The organism is Brachybacterium sp. J153 (assembly GCF_036311905.1).
In the GTDB taxonomy this organism is placed as follows: Bacteria; Actinomycetota; Actinomycetes; order Actinomycetales; family Dermabacteraceae; genus Brachybacterium.
This window is the reverse complement of sequence record NZ_JAZDCH010000002.1, coordinates 136,592-156,079: the sequence shown is the minus strand read 5'-3', so window position 1 is coordinate 156,079 and position 19,488 is coordinate 136,592. Positions and strand designations below refer to the sequence as shown.

20 protein-coding genes and 1 tRNA gene are annotated in these 19,488 nt (G+C 72.2%); 11 read left to right on the top strand and 10 right to left on the bottom strand.

Annotated features, from left to right (window positions below; all coding sequences use genetic code 11):
* Positions 1-107: 107 nt before the first annotated feature.
* From orn to V1258_RS01215, 5 genes are all read left to right on the top strand, one after another.
* Entirely contained in the window at positions 108-2,003 is a 1,896-nt protein-coding gene (gene orn / locus V1258_RS01235) for an oligoribonuclease (RefSeq protein WP_329747992.1), read from the top strand.
* Between the two features lie 122 nt (positions 2,004-2,125).
* A tRNA-His gene (locus V1258_RS01230) sits at positions 2,126-2,201 on the top strand.
* Between the two features lie 196 nt (positions 2,202-2,397).
* Positions 2,398-3,192 (top strand): GTP pyrophosphokinase, encoded by a 795-nt coding sequence (locus V1258_RS01225; protein WP_329747991.1) that lies wholly within the window; start codon positions 2,398-2,400, stop codon positions 3,190-3,192.
* Positions 3,193-3,236: 44 nt separating this feature from the next.
* Positions 3,237-4,028 carry an NAD-dependent epimerase/dehydratase family protein gene (locus tag V1258_RS01220; RefSeq protein ID WP_329747990.1) on the top strand — a complete coding sequence of 264 codons (792 nt, stop codon included), beginning with the start codon at positions 3,237-3,239 and terminating at the stop codon, positions 4,026-4,028.
* On the top strand, positions 4,025-4,738 hold the full coding sequence (locus V1258_RS01215) for a Pr6Pr family membrane protein (RefSeq protein WP_329747989.1): 714 nt from the start codon (positions 4,025-4,027) through the stop codon (positions 4,736-4,738). The genes V1258_RS01220 and V1258_RS01215 overlap by 4 nt, the downstream gene beginning before the upstream one ends.
* Positions 4,739-4,803: 65 nt before the next feature.
* Here V1258_RS01215 and V1258_RS01210 read toward each other — a convergent pair whose 3' ends face one another.
* On the bottom strand, positions 4,804-5,649 hold the full coding sequence (locus V1258_RS01210; RefSeq protein ID WP_329747988.1) for a maleylpyruvate isomerase N-terminal domain-containing protein: 846 nt from the start codon (positions 5,647-5,649) through the stop codon (positions 4,804-4,806).
* 135 nt (positions 5,650-5,784) lie between these two features.
* Between V1258_RS01210 and V1258_RS01205 the strand changes: the two genes are divergently transcribed.
* The 3 genes from V1258_RS01205 (at position 5,785) to V1258_RS01195 (ending at position 9,314) form a co-directional block, all read left to right on the top strand.
* A complete protein-coding gene (locus tag V1258_RS01205) occupies positions 5,785-5,994 on the top strand; it encodes a heavy-metal-associated domain-containing protein (RefSeq protein WP_329745242.1) in 210 nt (69 codons plus the stop codon).
* A 96-nt stretch (positions 5,995-6,090) separates the two neighbouring features.
* On the top strand, positions 6,091-8,421 hold the full coding sequence (locus V1258_RS01200; RefSeq protein ID WP_329747987.1) for a heavy metal translocating P-type ATPase: 2,331 nt from the start codon (positions 6,091-6,093) through the stop codon (positions 8,419-8,421).
* A 170-nt stretch (positions 8,422-8,591) separates the two neighbouring features.
* Positions 8,592-9,314, top strand: coding sequence for a TetR/AcrR family transcriptional regulator (locus V1258_RS01195; RefSeq protein WP_329747986.1), 723 nt, complete (start codon positions 8,592-8,594; stop codon positions 9,312-9,314).
* Here the strand turns inward: V1258_RS01195 and V1258_RS01190 are convergent.
* From V1258_RS01190 to V1258_RS01170, 5 genes are read right to left on the bottom strand one after another with little or no spacing between them, the layout of a single operon-like run.
* The gene (locus tag V1258_RS01190; RefSeq protein ID WP_329747985.1) at positions 9,263-9,853 is read right to left on the bottom strand and encodes a cysteine hydrolase family protein; all 591 of its coding nucleotides are present in this window, start codon (positions 9,851-9,853) and stop codon (positions 9,263-9,265) included. The genes V1258_RS01195 and V1258_RS01190 overlap by 52 nt on opposite strands.
* On the bottom strand, positions 9,850-10,743 hold the full coding sequence (locus V1258_RS01185; protein ID WP_329747984.1) for an SDR family oxidoreductase: 894 nt from the start codon (positions 10,741-10,743) through the stop codon (positions 9,850-9,852). The genes V1258_RS01190 and V1258_RS01185 overlap by 4 nt, the downstream gene beginning before the upstream one ends.
* A gap of 53 nt (positions 10,744-10,796) precedes the next feature.
* The gene (locus tag V1258_RS01180; protein ID WP_329747983.1) at positions 10,797-12,002 is read right to left on the bottom strand and encodes an alcohol dehydrogenase catalytic domain-containing protein; all 1,206 of its coding nucleotides are present in this window, start codon (positions 12,000-12,002) and stop codon (positions 10,797-10,799) included.
* A gap of 42 nt (positions 12,003-12,044) precedes the next feature.
* Entirely contained in the window at positions 12,045-13,076 is a 1,032-nt protein-coding gene (locus V1258_RS01175; protein WP_329747982.1) for a cation diffusion facilitator family transporter, read from the bottom strand.
* Positions 13,073-13,561, bottom strand: coding sequence for a transporter substrate-binding domain-containing protein (locus tag V1258_RS01170; RefSeq protein ID WP_329747981.1), 489 nt, complete (start codon positions 13,559-13,561; stop codon positions 13,073-13,075). The genes V1258_RS01175 and V1258_RS01170 overlap by 4 nt, the downstream gene beginning before the upstream one ends.
* Before the next feature lie 404 nt (positions 13,562-13,965).
* Between V1258_RS01170 and V1258_RS01165 the strand changes: the two genes are divergently transcribed.
* The 3 genes from V1258_RS01165 (at position 13,966) to V1258_RS01155 (ending at position 16,692) form a co-directional block, all read left to right on the top strand.
* Positions 13,966-14,700, top strand: a complete 735-nt coding sequence (locus V1258_RS01165; protein WP_329747980.1) for a GAF and ANTAR domain-containing protein — start codon at positions 13,966-13,968, stop codon at positions 14,698-14,700.
* A gap of 86 nt (positions 14,701-14,786) precedes the next feature.
* Positions 14,787-15,773: a TetR/AcrR family transcriptional regulator gene (locus V1258_RS01160; protein WP_329747979.1), complete on the top strand. Its 987-nt coding sequence runs from the start codon at positions 14,787-14,789 to the stop codon at positions 15,771-15,773.
* A gap of 145 nt (positions 15,774-15,918) precedes the next feature.
* The gene (locus V1258_RS01155; protein ID WP_329747978.1) at positions 15,919-16,692 is read left to right on the top strand and encodes an ABC transporter ATP-binding protein; all 774 of its coding nucleotides are present in this window, start codon (positions 15,919-15,921) and stop codon (positions 16,690-16,692) included.
* A gap of 39 nt (positions 16,693-16,731) precedes the next feature.
* Here V1258_RS01155 and V1258_RS01150 read toward each other — a convergent pair whose 3' ends face one another.
* From V1258_RS01150 to V1258_RS01135, 4 genes are all read right to left on the bottom strand, one after another.
* Positions 16,732-17,625, bottom strand: coding sequence for a DNA-3-methyladenine glycosylase family protein (locus V1258_RS01150; protein ID WP_329747977.1), 894 nt, complete (start codon positions 17,623-17,625; stop codon positions 16,732-16,734).
* Positions 17,622-18,281 (bottom strand): DNA-3-methyladenine glycosylase I, encoded by a 660-nt coding sequence (locus V1258_RS01145; RefSeq protein WP_329747976.1) that lies wholly within the window; start codon positions 18,279-18,281, stop codon positions 17,622-17,624. Before V1258_RS01145 ends, V1258_RS01150 begins: the two co-directional genes overlap by 4 nt.
* Positions 18,282-18,322: 41 nt before the next feature.
* Complete coding sequence (locus V1258_RS01140; protein ID WP_329747999.1) at positions 18,323-18,889, bottom strand: methylated-DNA--[protein]-cysteine S-methyltransferase; 567 nt, start codon at positions 18,887-18,889, stop codon at positions 18,323-18,325.
* A gap of 83 nt (positions 18,890-18,972) precedes the next feature.
* Positions 18,973-19,467, bottom strand: a complete 495-nt coding sequence (locus V1258_RS01135) for an RNA polymerase sigma factor (RefSeq protein ID WP_329747998.1) — start codon at positions 19,465-19,467, stop codon at positions 18,973-18,975.
* Positions 19,468-19,488: the final 21 nt, after the last annotated feature.

Genomic DNA, 19,488 nt, shown 5'->3' with positions numbered 1-19,488 from the left:
CCGGGCCCCCGTCGGCCCGCCCTCGACTCCGGATGACCACAGGGTAATCTCTCGCGGCCCGCGTCCCGGCCGCCGGGCGGGACCGGCCCTCGCGCTACTGTTGCCCGGTGACCTCCAGCTCCTCCCGCTCCGTGAACGACCGCATCATCTGGGTCGACTGCGAGATGACCGGACTCGACAAGCAGCGCGATGCGCTCGTCGAGATCGCGGTGCTCGTGACCGACGCCGATCTGAACATCCTCGGAGACGGCGTCGACGTCGTGATCAAGCCGCCCGCAGAGGCGCTCGAGGGCATGGACCCGTTCGTGGTCGACATGCACACCACCTCCGGTCTCCTCGACGAGCTCGAGGCGGGCATGACCCTCGAGGAGGCGCAGGAGCTGTGCCTCGAGTACGTGAGGGAGTTCTGCCCCGAGCAGGGCAAGGCGCCGCTCGCCGGCAACAGCGTCGGCACGGACCGTGCGTTCCTGGACCGCGACGTGCCCGAGTTCGCGAGCTGGCTCTCGTACCGCACGATCGACGTCTCGAGCCTCAAGGAGCTGGCCAAGCGCTGGTTCCCGCGCGTCTACTACAACATCCCCGCGAAGCACGGCGGCCACCGCGCCCTCGCCGACATCCGCGAGTCGATCCAGGAGCTGAAGTACTACCGCGAGGTGCTGCTCGTCGACGAGCCCGGACCGACCTCCGCCCAGGCCCAGGCCGCCGCACGCACCTTTGAGCTCACCGACGAGGAGAACCCCGTGACCCCTGCCCCCGGCCCCCACCAGCCCTGGCTGTCCCGCCCCTCCCACCGCTCCTGGCTCGAGGGCGAGGGCGACGAGCTGCTCGTCTTCGGCTCCGAGTCGGTGCGCGAGGACGGCGGCTTCGCGTGGCTCGACGAGGAGGGTGCCCCGGATATCTCCCGCCCCGCCGAGCTGTGGATCACCTGCCGGATGACGCACTGTTTCGCCCTCGGCCATCTGCTGGGCCGCCCCGACTTCGGGCGCTTCGCCGACCACGGCATCGCCTCGCTGCGCGGGGTCTTCCGCGACGCGGAGCACGGCGGCTGGTTCGCCTCCGTGCAGGACGGCGCGCCGGTCGACGACACCAAGCAGGCCTATGCGCACGCCTTCGTGGTGCTCGCCGCCGCCTCCGCGACGGCCGCCGGTCGTCCCGGCGCCGCCGAGCTGCTGGAGGAGGCGCTCACCGTCCTCGAGGAGAAGTTCTTCGACGAGGCCGCGGGGATGAGCGTCGACACCTTCGACCGCACCTTCACCGAGTGCGAGGAGTACCGCGGGATCAACGCCAACATGCACACCGTGGAGGCCCTGCTGGCCGCCGCGGACGTCACCGGCGAGCGTCGCTGGCTGGACCGGGCCGTCGGCATCGCAACCCGGGCGATCGACGAGTTCGCCCGCGCGAACGACTGGGCGCTGCCCGAGCACTTCGACGTCGACTGGAACCCGCTCCTGGACTACAACCGGGACGAGCCGAACCACCCGTTCCGCCCCTACGGGGCGACCGTCGGCCACTGGATCGAGTGGGCGCGCCTGGTGCTCCACGCACGGGCGGCGCTCCTCGCGGCCGACGGCGTGGCGCCCGAGTGGATGCTCGAGGCGGCGACCGCGCTGATGGAGAAGGCCGCGGCCAGCTTCGGCATCGACGGCGCCCCCGGCTTCGTCTACACGGTCGACTGGGACGGCTCCCCCGTCGCCCGCGAGCGCATGCACTGGGTCGCCGCGGAGGCCGTGGGCGCCGCCGCCGTGATGCACGAGGTCACCGGCGAGCGGATCTGGGCCGAGCGCTACGAGCAGTGGTGGGAGTACATCTCCACCTTCCTCCTCGACGCGGAGGACGGCTCGTGGTTCCACGAGCTCGATGCCGACAACGAGCCGCAAGGCGTGACCTGGCCGGGTAAGCCCGACATCTACCACTCCTTCCAGGCGACTCTGATCCCCCGCCTGCCCGTCACGCCGACCCTGGCCGCCGCGCTGCGGGACGGTCTGCTCGACGCGAACCTCTGAGACGCCGGGGTGCCCGCGAGGAGTGCAATGCGACTCACACTCCTGCGGGCCGCCGGACGGCTCGGAGCAGGCCGCGGAGACGGTATGCTTGCTTCTCGTTGCACGGCATCGCCGCGCACATGGTGGTCGTAGCTCAGTTGGTAGAGCTCCTGGTTGTGGTCCAGGCGGTCGCGGGTTCAAATCCCGTCGATCACCCCAAGAAACGCCCTGGTGACAGGGCGTTTTCTCGTTTCCCGGCAGAGTGCGGGATCTCCGGGATGAGCACCTGAGGGATGGGAGACGGCCCCGGACTCCCGGCCCGGGCTCGGCCCCGCAGCGACCTCGACTCCACCTCGCATCCAGTCCGTTCTGGCAGGATCGATCCTCCGACCCCGACCCGCGAGGAGTGCCCCGGATGGACGACGCAGCGTCACCGCAGGAGAGGCCCTCGCCGGTCGTCGCGGCCCAGCCGGTCCGCGACCTCGTCGCCGCTCGCGCGGAGCAGGCCGTGCTGACGGAGTCCGAGCAGGACGAGATCGCAGCGGGGCTGCGACAGGTGTACGAGGAGTTCATCGCCCTGCGAATGCACTACCAGTTCGGCATCGACGAGGTGCTCACGAAGGTGGAGATCCTCCGCAAGGAGTTCGAGCAGATGCACGACTACTCCCCCATCGAGCATGTGCGCACACGGCTGAAGTCCGTCGAGTCCCTCATGGACAAGGCACTGCGCACCGGCGGGGAGATGACGGTGCGCGCGATCCGGGAGCGGATCCACGACATCGCCGGCATCCGCATCACCACGAGCTTCGTCGCGGACGCGTACTGGATCGCGGACATCCTCGCCTCGCAGGGGGACCTCGAGGTGCTCACCGTCAAGGACTACATCGCCGCCCCCAAGCCCAACGGCTACCGCTCCCTGCATCTCATCGTGCAGGTGCCGGTGTACCTGTCCACGCATGTCGAGCAGGTGCCGGTCGAACTGCAGATCCGCACGATCGCCATGGACTTCTGGGCGAGCACCGAGCACAAGCTCTCCTACAAGTACGAGAAGAACCTCCCGCCCGCGCTGCGCGAGGAGCTCGACGACGCGGCCCGGGTCGCGAACGAGCTGGATGCGCGGATGGAACGGCTGCGCGGGGAGATCCGGCCGCAAGCCGCGCCCGGTGGGGGCAGCGGCCTGTTCTCGGGCCGCCCCGGCTCCCCCGCCTGAGCCCGGTCGCGTGTGACTGGGGTCATGCGCGCCATACTGGGGGCATGTCACGGAACACTGACCGACGACGTGTACTGATCACGGGGGCCACCGGAGGCGTCGGCTCCCACCTGGCCAGCACCCTGGCCGACGACTACGAGCTCGTGCTCCACAGCCGCAGCCCGGAGAAGACACCCGAGGGCACGGCGCTGAAGATCGCCCAGCTCGGCGAGTACCAGCAGGTCCTGGATTTGATGGACGGCATCGACACGGTAGTCCACATGGCCGGGGCGGCTTCGCCCGAGTCCAGCTGGGAGCTCGTGCTCGAGGCGAACATCATCGGCGTGCGCAACGTCCTGGAAGCCGCCCGGGAGGCGGGTGTGCGTCGCGTGGTGCTCGCCTCCTCCAACCACGCTATGGGCATGTACGACCGCCACGAGCAGTGGCCGGTCTACCCCCACCAGCTGCAGCGGGCCGACTCCCTGTACGGGGTCTCGAAGGTCTTCGCGGAGGGGATCGGACGCTTCTACCACGACGAGCACGGCCTGGACGTGATCGCCCTGCGCATCGGCTGGTTCACCGAGGACCCGCTCGCCGCGGAGGAGGACATCCTGCGCGCCATGTGGCTCAGCCCCCGCGATTGCACCGAGGTGGTGCGCTGCGCGATCGAGGCCGAGGTGACCTTCGGACTGTTCTACGCCATCTCCGACAATCCCAACCGTCGCTGGTCCACGACGAACACGCAGCTGGAGCTGGGGTATCGGCCGCAGGACTCCTGGACCCGCCTGCCCGGGGCCGGCGAGCACGTGGTCGAGGGCGGTGCCGAGGTGCGGGACGACTGGCCGCTCGGGTCATGACCGCCGTCCCCGGGCGAGGTCCGGGCGAACCCGGCCCACATCGACGCCGCGACGCACTCACCACGGTGCTGCGAGCGGCGGTCGCGGTGCTCGTGCTCGCGGCGCTCGCCTGGAGCTCCCTCGAGGCGGCCCGCGCCGGGACCCTCCCTCAGCACGTCTCCTTCTTCACGAACCAGTCGAACTTCGCCTTCGCGCTCGTGCTCCTCGCGATGGCGATGCTCCCGCCGGCGCGGCACCCGAGGTGGTGGGAGCACCTTCGGGGCGCGGTCGCGTTCTACCTGGCGATGACGGGGATCATCTACGCCCTGCTGGTCGCCCCGCTGGACGAGCTGCTGCGCTGGGACATCGGCTGGACGGGCATCGTGCTGCACCGGGTGGCGCCCGTGGTCGCGGTGCTCGACTGGCTGCTGACCCCGCGGCGCTCCCGCCCGCGACCGGTGCGTCTGCTCGTCTGGCAGGGGTACCCGGTGCTCTTCCTCGCGCTGACCTGGATCCGGGGCGCGGTCACCGGCTGGTACCCGTACGACTTCCTCGACCCCACGGCGTCCTCGTGGGGGCAAGTGCTCGTGACCACCGCCGTCGTGCTGGTCGCCTTCCTCACGGTTGCCCTCGGGATCCATCTCCTGCAGGGACGGCTCGTTCGCCGCCGACCCGCTCCGAGAGACGGCGGATCGGCCGTCCGGTCCTCGACCGAGGAGCGGACCGGCTGAATGACCTGCCCGGGCCCCGGCGACCGGTGCCGCTCCCCGCGGAGAACCCCGGCCCGCGGGTCAGCTCAGTCGTGCCCCTCGGCGATCAGCGCCTCGAGCTGGGCGACGGCCTCGGGATCGCCGTCCACATTCACCGTCTGGGGTCCGCCCGGGAGTCGGTCCAGCGCCCGGACCCTGCCCCAGGCCCACAGGTCCAGGGCCTGCGGGGTGCCGGCGGCCCGCGCACGCGGCAGGCCGTCGGCGTCCGCCGGATCGGCGAGGGGCCGGCCGACGGGGGCGTCGAACTCCTGACCGTCGCGGGGTCGGGCCCCGGACCAGCGGCTGATCAGCAGCTGCCGGACCTCGTAACCCGCGGGGGCGATCTCGACCACGGCGACGGGGCGCAGCGTCGCCCAGTCGGGGATCCACTCGAAGCCCGCCGGCCACATCACCTGCAGGACGTGGTCGAGTCCGGCGAGAGCGTCCTCGGGAGCGATTGGGCTGAGCTGGTCGAGATCCGCGGTGAGCTCGGCGTCCACCCTGTGCACCGTCGCCTCGTGGGGCTGCATGCGACGGGTCGCGCCGACGCCCTGCACCTCGGAGAACCAGAACCAGGCGGGGTCCTCGTCCTCGTGCGCCCCGAGCTGCTCGAGCAGGGCCGCGGTGGCCGCCGCGCGACGGGCCAGCAGCTCCTCGCGATCCTCGGGCCGCGGGGACTTGGCCTCCTCGATCCGCTGGACCTCCTCCTCGCTCGTGACGCCCTCGCGGAGGATGGCCGCCCAGAACTCGTGGACCTCGGTGAGGTGCCACAGCAGGTCGTCAGCGGTCCAGTCGGGGCAGGTGGGAACGCGTGCGGCGGGGTCGGTCCGGGCGAGGACGGCGGCGAGGCGATCGGCCTCGCGGGCGATGGTGGCGTGCGCGTCGATGCTCATGGGCCCATCGAAGCACCTCGGGGTGACGCACGACACCCGATCGGGGGCAGGAGACCTTGCGGCACATACCCCCAAGGGGTATAAAGGACCTGTGCGGAGCGACCGCCCGCCCATCGTCGACCCGAGGAGAACCCCATGACCACCGCCACCTTCCAGGTCTCCGGGATGACCTGCGGCCACTGCGAGATGTCCGTGCGCGAGGAGGTCTCCGAGCTGCCTGGCGTGCAGGACGTCCAGGTCAGCCACGAGTCCGGGATCCTCTCGATCTCCTCCGAGCAGGAGCTCGAGGACTCCGCCGTGCTCGCCGCCGTCGAGGAGGCCGGCTACACCGCCGTCCGAGCCTGACCCGTCCGGAGGCCCTGCGCCGCGACCTCCTGCCCCTCCCGGGACTTCCCCGTCTCGCACCCGACCTCCCGTCCCACCCGCCCCGAAGGAGGACCCATGTCCGCCGGATCGTCCCCATCGCCCCTCGGCGCCGAGATCGACCTCGAGATCACTGGGATGACCTGCGCCTCCTGCGCGAACCGCATCGAGCGAAAGCTCAACAGGGTCGAGGGCGTCTCCGCGAGCGTGAACTACGCGACCGAGAAGGCCAGGATCACGGCCCCCGCGGGAACCGACCCCGCCGCGCTCGTCGCCGTGGTCGAACAGGCGGGGTACGGGGCGACGCTCCCCGCTCCCCCGACTCCCGCGCCGGGTGAGGACGGCTCCGGCGCGGACGCGTCGGCCGATCCGGACGACCCGGAGCTACACGCGCTCCGGCAGCGGCTGATCGGTGCGGCGGTGCTCGGGATCCCGGTGATCCTGCTGTCGATGATCCCGGCGCTGCAGTTCCCGAACTGGCAGTGGGCGGTCCTCGCCCTGAGCGCGCCGGTCGTGGTGTGGGCAGCCTGGCCCTTCCACCGCGCGGCGCTGATCACCGCCCGTCACGGCGCCACCACGATGGACACCCTGATCTCCGTGGGCGTCTCCGCGGCCTTCCTCTGGTCGCTGTACGCCCTGTTCCTCGGCGAGGCGGGCATGCCGGGGATGGCCCACGAGTTCTCCCTGTCCCTCGCCCGGACCGACGGCTCGGCCAACATCTACCTCGAGGTCGCCGCCGGGGTCACCCTGTTCATCCTGCTCGGCCGCTACCTCGAGAAGCGCTCCAAGCGCCAGGCCGGGGCGGCGCTGCGGGCCCTGATGGACCTCGGGGCGAAGGATGTCGCGGTGCTCCGCGACGGCGTCGAGACCCGCATCCCGATCACCGAGCTCGCCGTGGGCGACGAGTTCGTGGTGCGCCCCGGCGAGAAGATCGCGACCGACGGCACCGTCCTGACCGGCACCTCCGCGGTGGACCTGGCCATGCTCACCGGGGAGTCCGTCCCGCAGGAGGTCGCCGCGGGGGACGCGGTCACCGGGGCGACCGTGAACGTCGGCGGCCGCCTCGTGGTCCGCGCGTCCCGCGTCGGCGCCGACACCCAGCTCGCCCGGATGGCGCGCCTCGTCGAGGACGCTCAGTCCGGGAAGGCCGCCGCCCAGAGGCTCGCCGACCGGGTCTCCGGGGTGTTCGTGCCCATCGTGCTGGTCCTCGCGGTCGTCGTGCTCATCGCCTGGATCGCGACCGGGCACCCGCTCGAGACGGCGTTCACCGCCGCGGTGGCGGTGCTGATCATCGCCTGCCCCTGCGCGCTCGGCCTCGCGACCCCCACGGCGCTGCTCGTGGGCACCGGCCGCGGCGCCCAGATGGGCGTGCTGCTGAAGGGCCCCGAGGTGCTCGAGTCCACCCGCCGCGTCGACACGGTGCTCCTGGACAAGACCGGCACAGTCACCACCGGCACGATGACCCTCGTGGACACGGTGGCCGCCGAGGGCGTCTCCCCCGAGGAGCTGCTGCGCGCCGCGGGCTCCCTCGAGGACGCCTCCGAGCACCCGATCGCCCGGGCCGTCGCCGACGGCGCCCGCGAGCGTCTCGGCGGGCTGATCGTCCCGACCGGCTTCAAGAACCTCCCGGGCCGCGGGGTGCGCGGCGAGATCGAGGGCCGCGAGGTCCTCGTCGGCCGCGAGTCGCTGTTCCCCGGCGCCCTGCCCGCGGAGCTCGCCCTCGCGAAGTCCGAGGCGGAGGCCGCCGGACGCACCGCGGTCGTCGCCGGCTGGGACGGTGCCCCGCGCGGGGTCCTGATGGTGGCCGATGCCGTCAAGCCCACCAGCGCCGAGGCCGTCGCCCGACTGCGGGACCTGGGCCTCACCCCGATCCTGCTCACCGGGGATCACCGCGCCACGGCCGAGCAGATCGCCGCCGAGGTGGGCATCGACGAGGTGATCGCCGAGGTCCTCCCCGAGGACAAGGTGCAGGCGGTCGCCGATCTCCAGGCGCAGGGACGGGTCGTGGCGATGGTCGGGGACGGCGTGAACGACGCCGCCGCTCTCGCCCGGGCCGATCTGGGCCTCGCGATGGGCACCGGCACCGATGCGGCGATCGAGGCCTCGGACATCACGCTGGTGCGCGGCGATCTGCGCGCGGCGGCCGACGCGATCCGCCTCGCCCGCCGCACCCTCGGCACCATCAAGGGCAACCTGTTCTGGGCCTTCGCCTACAACGTCGCGGCGATCCCGCTCGCGGCGCTGGGGCTGCTGAACCCGATGCTCGCCGGGGCCGCGATGGCGTTCTCGAGCGTGTTCGTCGTCGGCAACAGCCTGCGCCTGCGCTCGGTGCGCAGCCTCTCGCGCGATGTCCCGCCGGCGCCGTCGGCCCCTTCCGGATCAGATGCCCCCGCCCTCTCGTCGGTCTGAGGGCGCCCGCCGCCGACCGCTCTCGAAAGCGCCCTCCCACGACCGGTCCCGCCGGTCCCGGGTGCACTAGGGTGAGCGAGGACAGAGCGCGGACGAGTACCGCGAGCACCTCGCTCAAAAGATGCGATTCCCGTTGCCTCTGACCCGTGCAACCAGGGACGAGGAGAACCGTGTCCGACAGCGAGGGCCCTCCGGGGGCGAACCCGGATCAGCCGCAAGGGCGGCGCGAGCACATCATCGACGGCGCGGCCGAGATGTTCGCCGAGCACGGCTACTACGGCTCGAGCCTGCGCGACATCTCCCGCCACGTCGGCATCTCACGCTCCGGGATGCTGCATCACGTCGAGTCCAAGGACGTGCTCCTCGGCGCCGTGATCGATCGGCTGGAGGACCACGCTGAGATGGCCATGAAGCGGGTCCGGGACGTCGAGGGGAGCCGCGAGGCCTTCCTGCAGATCCTGGCAGAGGTCTGGAATCCCTCCTCGCTGCCTGTGCGCCTGCTCGCGACGCTGGACGCCGAGACCGTGAGCGAGGACCACCCGGGGCGGTACCGTCTGGCGCGTCTGCGCAAGGTCCACGAGCACCTGCTCGAGACCTGCTTCTCCCGCCTCGACCAGGAGAAGCTGCCGGACGGGGAGAGCGATGCGGCGTTCGCCGGTCGCGCCCTGTTCGCGATGGTGCTGAATCTCGCGGTGCGCGAGAAGACGGTGCGGTCCTATCAGCATGCGGACGCGGACGACGCCCCGCTCGCGGACCTCGCCCGTCTGGTGGACGCCGTGCTCGCCCCGGAGACCCTCGAGCCCCCGGCCGGCGAGACCTCTGAGTCGGCGGTGACTCGGCCTCAGGACCACCAGCGCTCGAGGGCGTCCTCGACCGTGACCACCTCCGCCTGACGATCCGCGACCAGCAGGTCCAGGACCGCGTGCATGTGGTCGACGCGCTCGTCGGCCACGGCATCGGCGACGACCCCCGCGCGGACGTTGTGGGCGTAGGCGTCCCGCGCGGTCTGCGCGATGCAGGCGTGCGTGGACACGCCGGCGATGAGCACCCGGTGCACGCCGAGGTTCCGCAGCCGCAGCGACAGGTCGGTGCCGAACCACGCGCTGTCGCGGGTCTTCTCGATCCTCGTCATCCCCGTCGTGTCCAGCTCGTGGACGACCGCCGTGCCGGGATCGCCGTGGAACAGGTAGCCCTGGTCGTCCTCGAGCATGCTCAGCGTCCAGGTGGAGCGGTCTTGGCTGTGCTCCGTCGTGATGAGCAGGACGGGGGCTCCGGCCGCACGAGCACCCTGCGCGAGCGTCCGCGCCGCGGCGACCACCGCGGTGCGTGACGCGGCGAGCGCCGGGTCCTCGAAGAAGGCCTCCTGCAGGTCGACCAGCAGCAGCGCGGTGGCCGTGGGCGGCTCGCCTTCCACGACATCCGGGCGGCTCATGGCGTGGGGCTCCCTCCCGTCACGGCGAGGGTCTCCCCGAGCACGTAGCTGGATTCCGAGGAGGTCAGGAAGACGTACGCCGGCGCGAGCTCGGTGGGCTGGCCGGCCCGGCCGATCGGGGTGCTCTTCCCGAACTCCGGCAGCGCCTCCTTCGGCTGCCCGTCGGAGACCTGCAGCGGGGTCCAGATGGGTCCCGGAGCGACCGCGTTGACGCGGATGCCGCGCGGGGCGAGCTGCTGGGCGAGCCCCTTGGTGAAGTTGTTGATCGCGGCCTTGGTCGAGGCGTAGTCCACGAGCGTGGGCGAGGGGTCGTAGGCCTGGATCGAGGTGGTGTTCACGATCGTGGCGCCGGCGGGGAGGTGCTTCAGCGCCGCCTTGGTGATGCGGAACATCGCGTGGATGTTGACCGCATACGTGTCCTCCCACTGCTGGTCGTCGATCTCCTCGAGGGACTCGACCGCGATCTGACGACCCGCATTGTTCACGAGGGCGTCGAGACCGCCGAGCCCTTCCACCGCGTCCTCGACGAGCCGGCGGCAGAACTCGGGATCGGCGAGATCGCCGGGCAGCAGCACGACGGTGCGGCCGGCCTCCCGGATCACGCCGGCGACGTGCTGGGCGTCCTCCTCCTCCTCCGGGAGGTAGTTCATCGCGACATCCGCTCCCTCGCGGGCGAAGGCGATGGCGACGGCCGCGCCGATGCCGGAGTCGGCGCCGGTGATCAGCGCGCGGCGTCCCTCGAGACGACCGGTGCCGCGATAGGACTTCTCGCCGCGGTCGGTGCCGGGGATCAGCTCGGCATCCAGTCCGGGCTCGGGCTGGTCCTGCTTCGGCGGGGTGATGTCGGGGAAGCGGGTGACGGGGTTCGTGAAGGTGAGCTGGTCGGACATGGGTCATCCTCGGGATCGGTGGCTGGTGTCCGCGGCGGTGGGCCGGCGGCGGTTCAGAGGGCGGGCGTGGGAGCCGCGGGGATCGTGGGGTCGAGGACGACCTTGATGCAGCCATCGTGCTTGCGCTGGAAGAGGTCGTAACCTGCGGCCGCCTCGTCCAGGGGGAGCCGATGGGTGACCAGGTCGCCGACGCCCAGCGGGTCCGCGGGATCCTCGACCAGCGGCAGCAGCGTGTCGGTCCAGACCCGCACGTTGCACTGGCCCATGCGCAGCTGGAGCTGCTTGTCGAACATGGTCAGCAGCGGCATCGGGCTGGCCGCACCGCCGTAGACGCCGGCGAGGGACACGGTGCCGCCGCGCCGGACCAGGTCGATGGCGGTGTGCAGGGCAGCGAGCCGATCCACCCCGGCGCGCTCCATGAGCGGCTGCGCGACCGCGTCGGGAAGCTTGCCGGCGAGGGTCTGGGCGAGACCGGCGACCGGGCTGCCCTCGGCCTCCATACCCACGGCGTCGACGACGGCGTCGGGCCCTCGTCCCTGGGTGCGCTCGCGGATCTCGCCGACGGTGTCCTCGGTCAGGTCCAGCACCTCGATGCCGTGACGCTCGGCCATGGCCCGGCGCTCGGGGACGGGATCGATGCCGAACACCCGGGCCCCCAGGTGACGCCCGATCCGGGCCGATAGCTGGCCGACAGGTCCCAGGCCGATCACCGCGAGGGTGCGGTGCGCCGGAACACCGGCGTACTGCACGGCCTGCCACGCGGTGGGGAGGATGTCGCTGAGGAAGAGGTAGTTGTCGTCGGGCAGCTCAGTGCCGACCTTCATCAGACCGTAGTCGGCGTGCGGCACCCGCAGGTGCTCGGCCTGACCGCCGGGGACCTGGCCGTAGAGCTTCGAATAGCCCAGTAGCGCGGCTCCCGTGCCGCGCTCGGTCACCTGCGTGGTCTCGCACTGGGAGGGGAGCCCCTGCCCGCACATGGCGCAGTGCCCGCAGGAGATCGTGAAGGGGACGACGACCCGGTCCCCGGGGCGCACCCCGGTCACCTCGGAGCCGACCTCCTCGACGATCCCCATCGGCTCGTGGCCGATGATGTCGCCGGGTGTCATGAACGGTCCGAGCACCGAGTACAGGTGGAGGTCGGAGCCGCATATAGCGGTGGAGGTGATGCGGACGATCGCATCGGTGGGCTGCTGGAGGATCGGGTCGGGCACGGTCTCGACGCTCACGTGCTCGTTGCCCTGCCAGGTCACTGCTCTCATGGTCCCGCCTTCCGGTGGTGATGCCGCGGCTTTCATTCCACCCTAGGGGGCACCGTCGGCCCCCGTCCGCAGTGTCGACCGAAAGGTCTGCGTCGGCGGCAGCTCGGGAACGGGGGCGATGACGACGTCGTGCACCTTCCAGTCGAGCTCCTGGATCCGGTCGCGCAGCGCGGCGATCCGGTCGAGGCTCGGCTCGATCCCCGAGGCGGGGACCACGAACACCTCGGCATGGAAGACGTGCCCCTCGTCGCGGACCCGGGCCGAGGCCTCCCCCACCCAGGACTCCTCCTCCGCCTGCTCCTCGATCCGGCGCGTCAGCGGATGCGGTGCGGAGTCGTCGAAGGTCCGCGCCTCGGCATCGGTGAGCCCGCCGATCGAGCTGCGAAGGTTCTTCACCCCGTCATGCAGGATCGAGACGGACACCAGCAGCGCGGCGGTCGCATCCGCCCACCAGAGCCCGAGCCCCACCCCGATCACACCGGCGATGGTGGCGACCGCGGTGGACCAGTCGGCCTTGCTCATGTCGGCATCGGCGTACAGCACCTTGTCGTGAAGCGTCTCGGAGAGTGCGAGCTTCTTGTACCCGAGGAACACCGGGCCGATGCTGGTCACCGCCATCACGGCGATCATCAGCCAGCCGGACCAGATCGCGTGGCCCCCGAGGATTGTGAGGCCCATCGGGGGTCGCTCGACGGTCACCAAGGTCATCGCCGAGTCGATCGCGAGATAGGCGCCCATCGCGATCAGCGCCAGCGCGGCGACCAGATGGGCGACCCCGATCGAGCGGTGGTGGCCGTAGGGATGCCGGCGGTCGGGCGTCTGGCGGATCCGACGCACCGCGACGAGGAAGGCGATCGGGGGCAGAAGCGAGAGCAGGTCCTCCGCCCAGGCCGCCCGCATCGCCTGGGACTGCCCGGCGACCAGCCCGACCAGGACGACGGTCGCCGACATCCAGGCGAGCGTGAGCCATTCCAGGCGGGTGGCGCGGCGCAGGGCGTCCCGCTGCTCCTCGCCGAAGGCGTCGTGGCCGGAGCCCGTCGCCTCCTCGCCGCCCTCTCCGTCGGAGCCGGTCACAGCTCTCCCCCGCGCTCGGCGAGGAATCGCTCGATGTCGATCATCAGCGCGTTCTCCCCCGGCCTCACCCCGAGGACGATCCTGACCTCCCTGCCGTCGGGACCGGTGGTCGTCGTATAGGGGCGCGTCGTGGCGATCTCGGAGGTCCACGGGACATCGGAGGCGAGTCCGCCGACGACCACGTCGAGCTGTCCCTCCCGCATCATCGCCGCCAGGGTGCTCTCCCCGGCGGGCACCCACTCGACGGCGGCGTCGATCGACTCGGCGTAGTCGGTGACGAGCTCGACTTCCGAACCGCTGACGGTCCCGTCGGGTGCCACGACAGTCCACGGGGGGTTCTCGCTGACGCCGACCCTCAGCACGCCCTCGCGGGCACGCTCGAGGGTGCCCTGGGAATCCGCGGGGAAGGCGCCCTGGCAACTGGTCAGCAGGACCATCGCCGTCGCGACCGCGAGCAGCACCCGGATCCGTCGGGAAAGGATCATGCCTGCACCTCCGTCTCCGCAGTGCCTCCGCCCGCTGCCAGCAGCAGAGCCATCGCCCAATCCCGGGGCTCGGCCCTCGTGCGCTCGATCCTACTCAGCGAGTCCCGCGCAGAGCCGGACGATCGGTCCTGCCCTGCGACCTGCAGGGGCGCCTCGATCTGTTGACCGCCCCGACGCCGAGTCGTGGGATGGCTCCGCGGGCCCTGCTCCGACGACGGGCCCAGACCATCGGCTGACGACCGACGAGGGAGATGATCATGCATCATGCCGAAGACGGTGGAAGGATCACCGGCACGAGGGACCGGGACTACGACCTGATCTGGTTCGTGGAGCAGTGCCTCTCGAACGCGCGGCGCCTGGGCGCCCACTGACCCGCCACCCCCTTCGACGAGAGAGGACGTGCCGTGCTCGACGATTCCGAGAACGACGTCTCCGTGAGCACTATGCAGTCGCTCCTGCTCCAGAACCCTGACATCCAGGACTTCCTCCAGGACTTCACCGATCTGCTCGCCCGGCAGCTCTCGCTGGGAGGTCCGGACCGCTGGTGCGCGGTCAGCCTGTTGAGGGAGCGCAAGGCCGCCACCGCCGCCTCGTCCGGCCCTCAGGCGCTGGCTCTCGACGAGCTGCAGAACAGCTTCACCGACGGGCCGTGCATGACCGCCATCCGCGAGAACACGGTGATCCGAGCGGGCGACCTGCGCAGCGACGGCCGCTGGCCCGACTATGCCGCCGCCGCGCAGGAGCAGGGGGTCAGAGCCGTGCTCGGGCTTCCCTTCGATCTGGAGGACGACGCGAAGGCGGGCCTGAACGTCTATTCGGCCACGCCGCACGACTTCGACCCCGTGACAGTCGAGTCGATCGCGCTGCAGGTGGAGCAGGCCTCGAGCGCGATGCGCCTCGCGGTGCGCCAGGCGCTGCACTCCGAGACGGCCCGGGACCTGCGTGCGGCGATGGAGTCGCGCACGGTGATCGACCTCGCGGTGGGGATCCTCATGGGCCGCAACCGGTGCAGCCAGGAGGAGGCGATCGGCATCCTCAAGAGCGCCTCGAACCACCGCAACGTCGCGCTGCGCGACCTGGCCGCGACGCTCGTCGCCTCGGTGGGCTCCGCGCCCGCGCGCACCTCCTTCGACGCGTAGGAGCGGGTCGTTCCGGGGTGGGCTAGGCTCACCGAGAGGTCTAGCAGGAGGCCTCTTCGTCAGCGCGCACGGAACGGCCTCCTCCCATGACCCACGTCCTCTCGGTGACGGTCCGCGTCGATCTGGACCTCCACGAGGTGGTCCTCGCGATCGAGGGCTGCCTCACCGCCCGGACCTACGCCTCCTTGCTCCCCGTCCTCGCCCAGGCACGGGCGCTCGATCCGGTGCCGCGCATCGCGCTCGATCTCCTGGGGGCGCAGCACGTCGACCTCGACGGGCTCCTCTCCCTGCGCCGGGCGATCGACCTCGCCGACCCGGAGCAGATCGCGCCCCTGAGCGTCCAGGTCCCCGACGAACTCCCGGCCTGCCCGCTCGCTCCGGCCGCCCCGACCGCGGAGAGGTCGGAACCGTCGGCTCCGAGGGACCCCGGCGGGGACGTGGACGCCGCCGCCCTCCCCGAGCGCGCCCGCCGCGGACTCGCGCCGCGCGGTCGACGGGAGGAGATCCTCGACGGTGCCGCGGAGATGATCGCCGAGCACGGTTACCACGGGTCGAGCCTGCGCGACATCGCCGCTCACATCGGCATCTCGCATCCGGGACTGATGCACCACTTCCCCTCGAAGGCCAGCCTGCTCCATGCCGTCCTCGACGGGCTCGAGGACTGCGCGCAGCAGGCGCTCGAGGAGCTCGGGCAGCTCACGGACCGCCCCGAGTCGCTCCTGCAGGCCCTCACCGCGGCGTGGCACCCGAGCTCGCTGCCGGTACGGCTCCTGGCCACGCTCGTCGCGGAGACCGTCAGCGGGGACCATCCCGGACGTCTGCGCACCGCACGACTGCGCCGTGTCCACGAGCACGTCCTCGAGCAGTGCTTCGCCGCCTACGGCGAGAGCGGGATGCTCCGCCGCGGCCTCGACCCCGCGTTCGCGAGCAGGGCGATGCTCGGACTCGTGCTGAACCTCGCCGTCCGGGAGAAGACGGTGCGGGCGATGCAGGGCGGGACCCACGATGACGCCCCCGCCCAGGAGATCGCCCGGTTGCTGCGCTCGTTCCTTCAGGGCGATCCCGTGGACTGACCCTCGTCGGGCCGGGCCGCCGCGGCGGTCGACGCCGCGTGGCGGGCGCGTCCCGCGCCGTCCGCCGGGAGGTGGCACTCCCCGCGCCGGTCCAGTCGGGGTGGCTACAGTGCCCCTGGCCCGTCATTCCGCGAGAAAGCCTCCTATGCCTCCTCCCACCAGCCTCGTCGCCACCGCCGTCCACGCCGGGTACCCGGGAGAGACCGTGCTCGAGGGCGTGGACCTCGAGCTCACCGCGGGCAGGCCGCCGCTCGGACTGCTCGGCGACTCCGGCTCGGGGAAGACGACGCTGCTCGCCGTGCTCGCCGGGGAGCACCGGCCGAGCCACGGGCGCGTCACGTGGGAGGGCCGGGACGTCAGCCGACTGCGGGGGAAGGACAAACGGCGCTTCCGCGCGGCGGTCCGCTCCGTCTCCCAGTACGCGATGACGATCGTGGACCCGCGGGAGACCGTCGGCTCCCGGCTCGAGCTCGCCGCGAAGGAGGCCCGCAAGGGCGGACGCACCCATGCCGTCTCCCCCGCCGAGCTGCTGGAATCGGTGGGACTGCCCGAGGGATTCCTCCCCCGCACCATGCGCACTCTCTCCGGCGGGGAGACCCAGCGCGTATCCCTCGCCGCCGCGCTCGCCACCCGTCCGGAGCTGCTGCTCCTGGACGAGCCGCTGACCGCCGTGGATCCCGCGACCCGGGTCGAGATCGCGCGTCGGCTCGCCGGGACGATCGAGCGGCTCGGCATCGGGACCCTGATCGCCTCGCACGACGTGGAGCTGCTGCAGCGGCTCTGCCCGCAGATCGCCTTCCTCGGCCAGGGGCGGCTGCTGGCGAGCGGCACCCTCGCCGAGGTGCTCTCCCGCACCGAGCACGAGCCGATCCGGGAGCTCGCCGAGGCGAACCCGCTCGCGGTGCAGCGCTTCCGCTGACCTCGTGAGCCCGGCCGTCGGCTGCGGGCGTGCGGCACCTCAGGAGGTGGCGGCCCACAGCCTCGCGGTCGCGTAGCTGCGATATGGGCTCCACCGCTCGGCCGACGGCGCGGCGGATCGCTCTCTCGGCTCCGCGGCGAGCGCGCGCCGGAGCACGGCGTCGGTCGCGGGGAACGCGTCCCGGTCCTCTCCCGCGCGGATCGCGAGGCAGTCCAGGGTCCAGGGTCCGACGCCGTGCAGGGCGTGCAGTGCCTCGCGGGGCGGGAGCGGCTCTGCACCCGTGGACGGATCGATCCCTGCCTCCGCGAACAGGGCGGCCACCTCGTGGAGGGTGCGGGCTCGGCCGCGGGTCAGCCCGACCTGCTCGCGCAGCTCGTCGACGGGGACCGCGGCGAGCACCGCAGGAGCGGGGAGATCGCGGAGCGCGCCCATCGTCTCGTCGCCCACCGTCTCCTCGCCCTTCGGCCGGATGCCGTGCGCCGCGATCAGGCGCCCGGCGAAGACCCGGCCGGCGGCGAGCGAGACCTGCTGGCCGAGGACGATGAGCACCGCCGCCTCGAAGGGCGAGGCGAAGCGGGTGAGGCGGACGCCGGGCCGCGCCCGGACCCGCTCGGCGAACAGCGGATCCCGTCCCAGCAGGGCGTCGATCGGCTCGATCGGGGTGTCGAGGTCGAACCAGCGCCGCACCCTCGCGGCGACCACCGAGCGCACGCCCTCGTCCCGCGTCTCGACGCGCAGCGCGACGCCGTCGGGGACGAAGTGCAACGTGATCGGGAAGCTGTCGCCCGCGACCGTGAGGCGCCGGGTGAGCGTGCCCGTGCCCGCCTCGAGACGGTGCAGCCCGTCGATCGCGTGCGCGCGCACCGTGGCGAGGGCGGCGGCCATGTCGACGGGACCCTCCGCGGTGAGGAGCAGGGCGTCGGCGTCGCTCACGCTGGCCAGACCCCGGACGTGCCGCGCCGGTGCGCGCCGAGCAGGTGCGTGTCCACGATGCCGATCGCCTCCATGAGGGCGAACATCGTCGTCGGTCCGACGAAGGCGAACCCCTCCTTCCGCAGGGCCTTGGACAGCGCGATGGACTCGGCCGATGCGGTCGGGACCTCAGCGGGCGTCCTCGGGCGCGGCGTGTCCGCGGGCTGGAAGGACCACACCAGGTCGACGAGCCCGCCCTTCTCCCGCAGCCTCAGGGTCGCGTTCGCGTTGGTGATCGTCGCGAGGATCTTGGCGCGGTTGCGGACGATCCCGGCGTCCCCGAGGAGACGGCCGACGTCGGGTTCGTCGAAGCGCGCCACCGCCTCGGGGTCGAAGCCGGCGAAGGCGGTGCGGAAGGCGGGCCGCTTGCGCAGGATCGTCGCCCACGAGAGACCCGCCTGGAAGGCCTCGAGGCTGATCCGCTCGAAGAGGCCCTGCTCGTCACGGACGGGCATCCCCCATTCGGTGTCGTAGTACTCGCGCAGCAGCGCGTCCGTGCTCGCCCAGACCGGTCGGGCCAGGCCGTCCTCGCCGCGCACCAGGCCGGTGCCGTCCGCCGCCGGGCCGGCGGAGCGATCGCGGGTCGGCTCGGGGGTCGCGGGGTCTGGCGTGCTCATCGGCGGGTCCTCTGCTCTCTCGGGGTGCTCCGGGCAGTGTGTCAGCCCGCGGTGCGGTCGTCCGCCTCGAGCTCCAGCAGCGTGGTCTTCGCCGCGAGACCGCCGAGATAGCCGCCGAGGCGGCCGTCGCTGCGCAGCACACGATGGCAGGGCACGACGACCGGCAGCGGGTTGGTCGCGCAGGCGGTGCCGACGGCGCGCACGGCCCGGGGGTTCCCGACCAGCTCGGCGACCTCCCGGTAGGACAGGGTGCTGCCGTAGGCGATGCGTGGCAGGTGCTCCAGGACCCGCTGCCGGAAGCCGCTCGAGAGAGAGCGGTCCAACCGCAGGTCGAAGCTGCGGCGCGTCCCGGTGAAGTACTCCTCGAGCTCGGCGGCGGCCGCGTCGAGGCGGCGCGGCGCCTCGAGCACGCGGGGGCTGAGCGTCGCGGCGAGGGAGCTCAGCACGGCGTCGAAGTCCTCGAGCGCGAAGGCGACCCGGACCAGCCCGGCGGGGGTCGCGGCGAGCAGGAGCGGGCCGAGCGGGCTGTCGATCGTCCGATAGGCGATGTCGAGGAGACCGTCCTCCTCGGCGCGGCGGGCGAGTCGCTCCCGGAGCGCGGTCAGCATCGCGCCCGGGACGGGGAGGTCCCGATCGAGGTCGACGGACGGGTGGGGTGCGGTGGCGGGATGGTCGGCCGGGTGGGGGGAGCTCATCGAGGGTCTCCTGTGCTCGGGTCTGTCGGGGCGTACTGCCGACGGAGGGTGCGCAGGCCGTCGGAGGCGGCACGGCGGACGGCGTCGGCGCTGCCGCCGATCAGCGCGGCGGTCTCGGTGTGCGGTAGCCCGCCGAGATAGTGGTAGGCGAGGGCGAGACGCTGTCGTTCGGGGAGCGCGGCGACGGCGGTCCAGAGGTCGTCCCCCTCCCCCGGGTCCCCCTGGGAGGAGGCGCGCTCGGGCAACTCTGCGGTGGGGACGGCATGGCGCGCCCGACGACGCGTCACGTCGATCGCCTTGCGCTGCGCGACGCGGACGAGCCACGCCTCGACGTTGGTCTCGGCCGGGAGCTGGGGCCAGGCGGTGAGCGCGGCGAGGAAGGTCTCGGACCAGGCGTCCTCCGCGTCGGGCCCGGGGCCGAGGACGGCTCGGCAGACCCGCAGCACGGTCGCGCCGTGGCGGTCGACCGCGGTCTCGAAGGGAAGGGTCATCGGCATCGGCGCTCCCTTTCG

What these genes read in the sequence shown, in the direction of transcription:
- V1258_RS01160 (WP_329747979.1), top strand. Translation starts at nt 14,787, where the DNA reads ATGACCCACGTCCTCTCGGTGACGGTCCGCGTCGATCTGGACCTCCAC.
- V1258_RS01155 (WP_329747978.1), top strand. Translation starts at nt 15,919, where the DNA reads ATGCCTCCTCCCACCAGCCTCGTCGCCACCGCCGTCCACGCCGGGTAC.
- V1258_RS01220 (WP_329747990.1), top strand. Translation starts at nt 3,237, where the DNA reads ATGTCACGGAACACTGACCGACGACGTGTACTGATCACGGGGGCCACC.
- V1258_RS01140 (WP_329747999.1), bottom strand. Translation starts at nt 18,889, where the DNA reads ATGCTGACCGCGCTCCGGGAGCGACTCGCCCGCCGCGCCGAGGAGGAC.
- V1258_RS01215 (WP_329747989.1), top strand. Translation starts at nt 4,025, where the DNA reads ATGACCGCCGTCCCCGGGCGAGGTCCGGGCGAACCCGGCCCACATCGA.
- V1258_RS01170 (WP_329747981.1), bottom strand. Translation starts at nt 13,561, where the DNA reads ATGATCCTTTCCCGACGGATCCGGGTGCTGCTCGCGGTCGCGACGGCG.
- V1258_RS01205 (WP_329745242.1), top strand. Translation starts at nt 5,785, where the DNA reads ATGACCACCGCCACCTTCCAGGTCTCCGGGATGACCTGCGGCCACTGC.
- V1258_RS01200 (WP_329747987.1), top strand. Translation starts at nt 6,091, where the DNA reads ATGTCCGCCGGATCGTCCCCATCGCCCCTCGGCGCCGAGATCGACCTC.
- V1258_RS01210 (WP_329747988.1), bottom strand. Translation starts at nt 5,649, where the DNA reads ATGAGCATCGACGCGCACGCCACCATCGCCCGCGAGGCCGATCGCCTC.
- V1258_RS01225 (WP_329747991.1), top strand. Translation starts at nt 2,398, where the DNA reads ATGGACGACGCAGCGTCACCGCAGGAGAGGCCCTCGCCGGTCGTCGCG.
- V1258_RS01135 (WP_329747998.1), bottom strand. Translation starts at nt 19,467, where the DNA reads ATGACCCTTCCCTTCGAGACCGCGGTCGACCGCCACGGCGCGACCGTG.
- V1258_RS01185 (WP_329747984.1), bottom strand. Translation starts at nt 10,743, where the DNA reads ATGTCCGACCAGCTCACCTTCACGAACCCCGTCACCCGCTTCCCCGAC.
- V1258_RS01145 (WP_329747976.1), bottom strand. Translation starts at nt 18,281, where the DNA reads ATGAGCACGCCAGACCCCGCGACCCCCGAGCCGACCCGCGATCGCTCC.
- V1258_RS01180 (WP_329747983.1), bottom strand. Translation starts at nt 12,002, where the DNA reads ATGAGAGCAGTGACCTGGCAGGGCAACGAGCACGTGAGCGTCGAGACC.
- V1258_RS01190 (WP_329747985.1), bottom strand. Translation starts at nt 9,853, where the DNA reads ATGAGCCGCCCGGATGTCGTGGAAGGCGAGCCGCCCACGGCCACCGCG.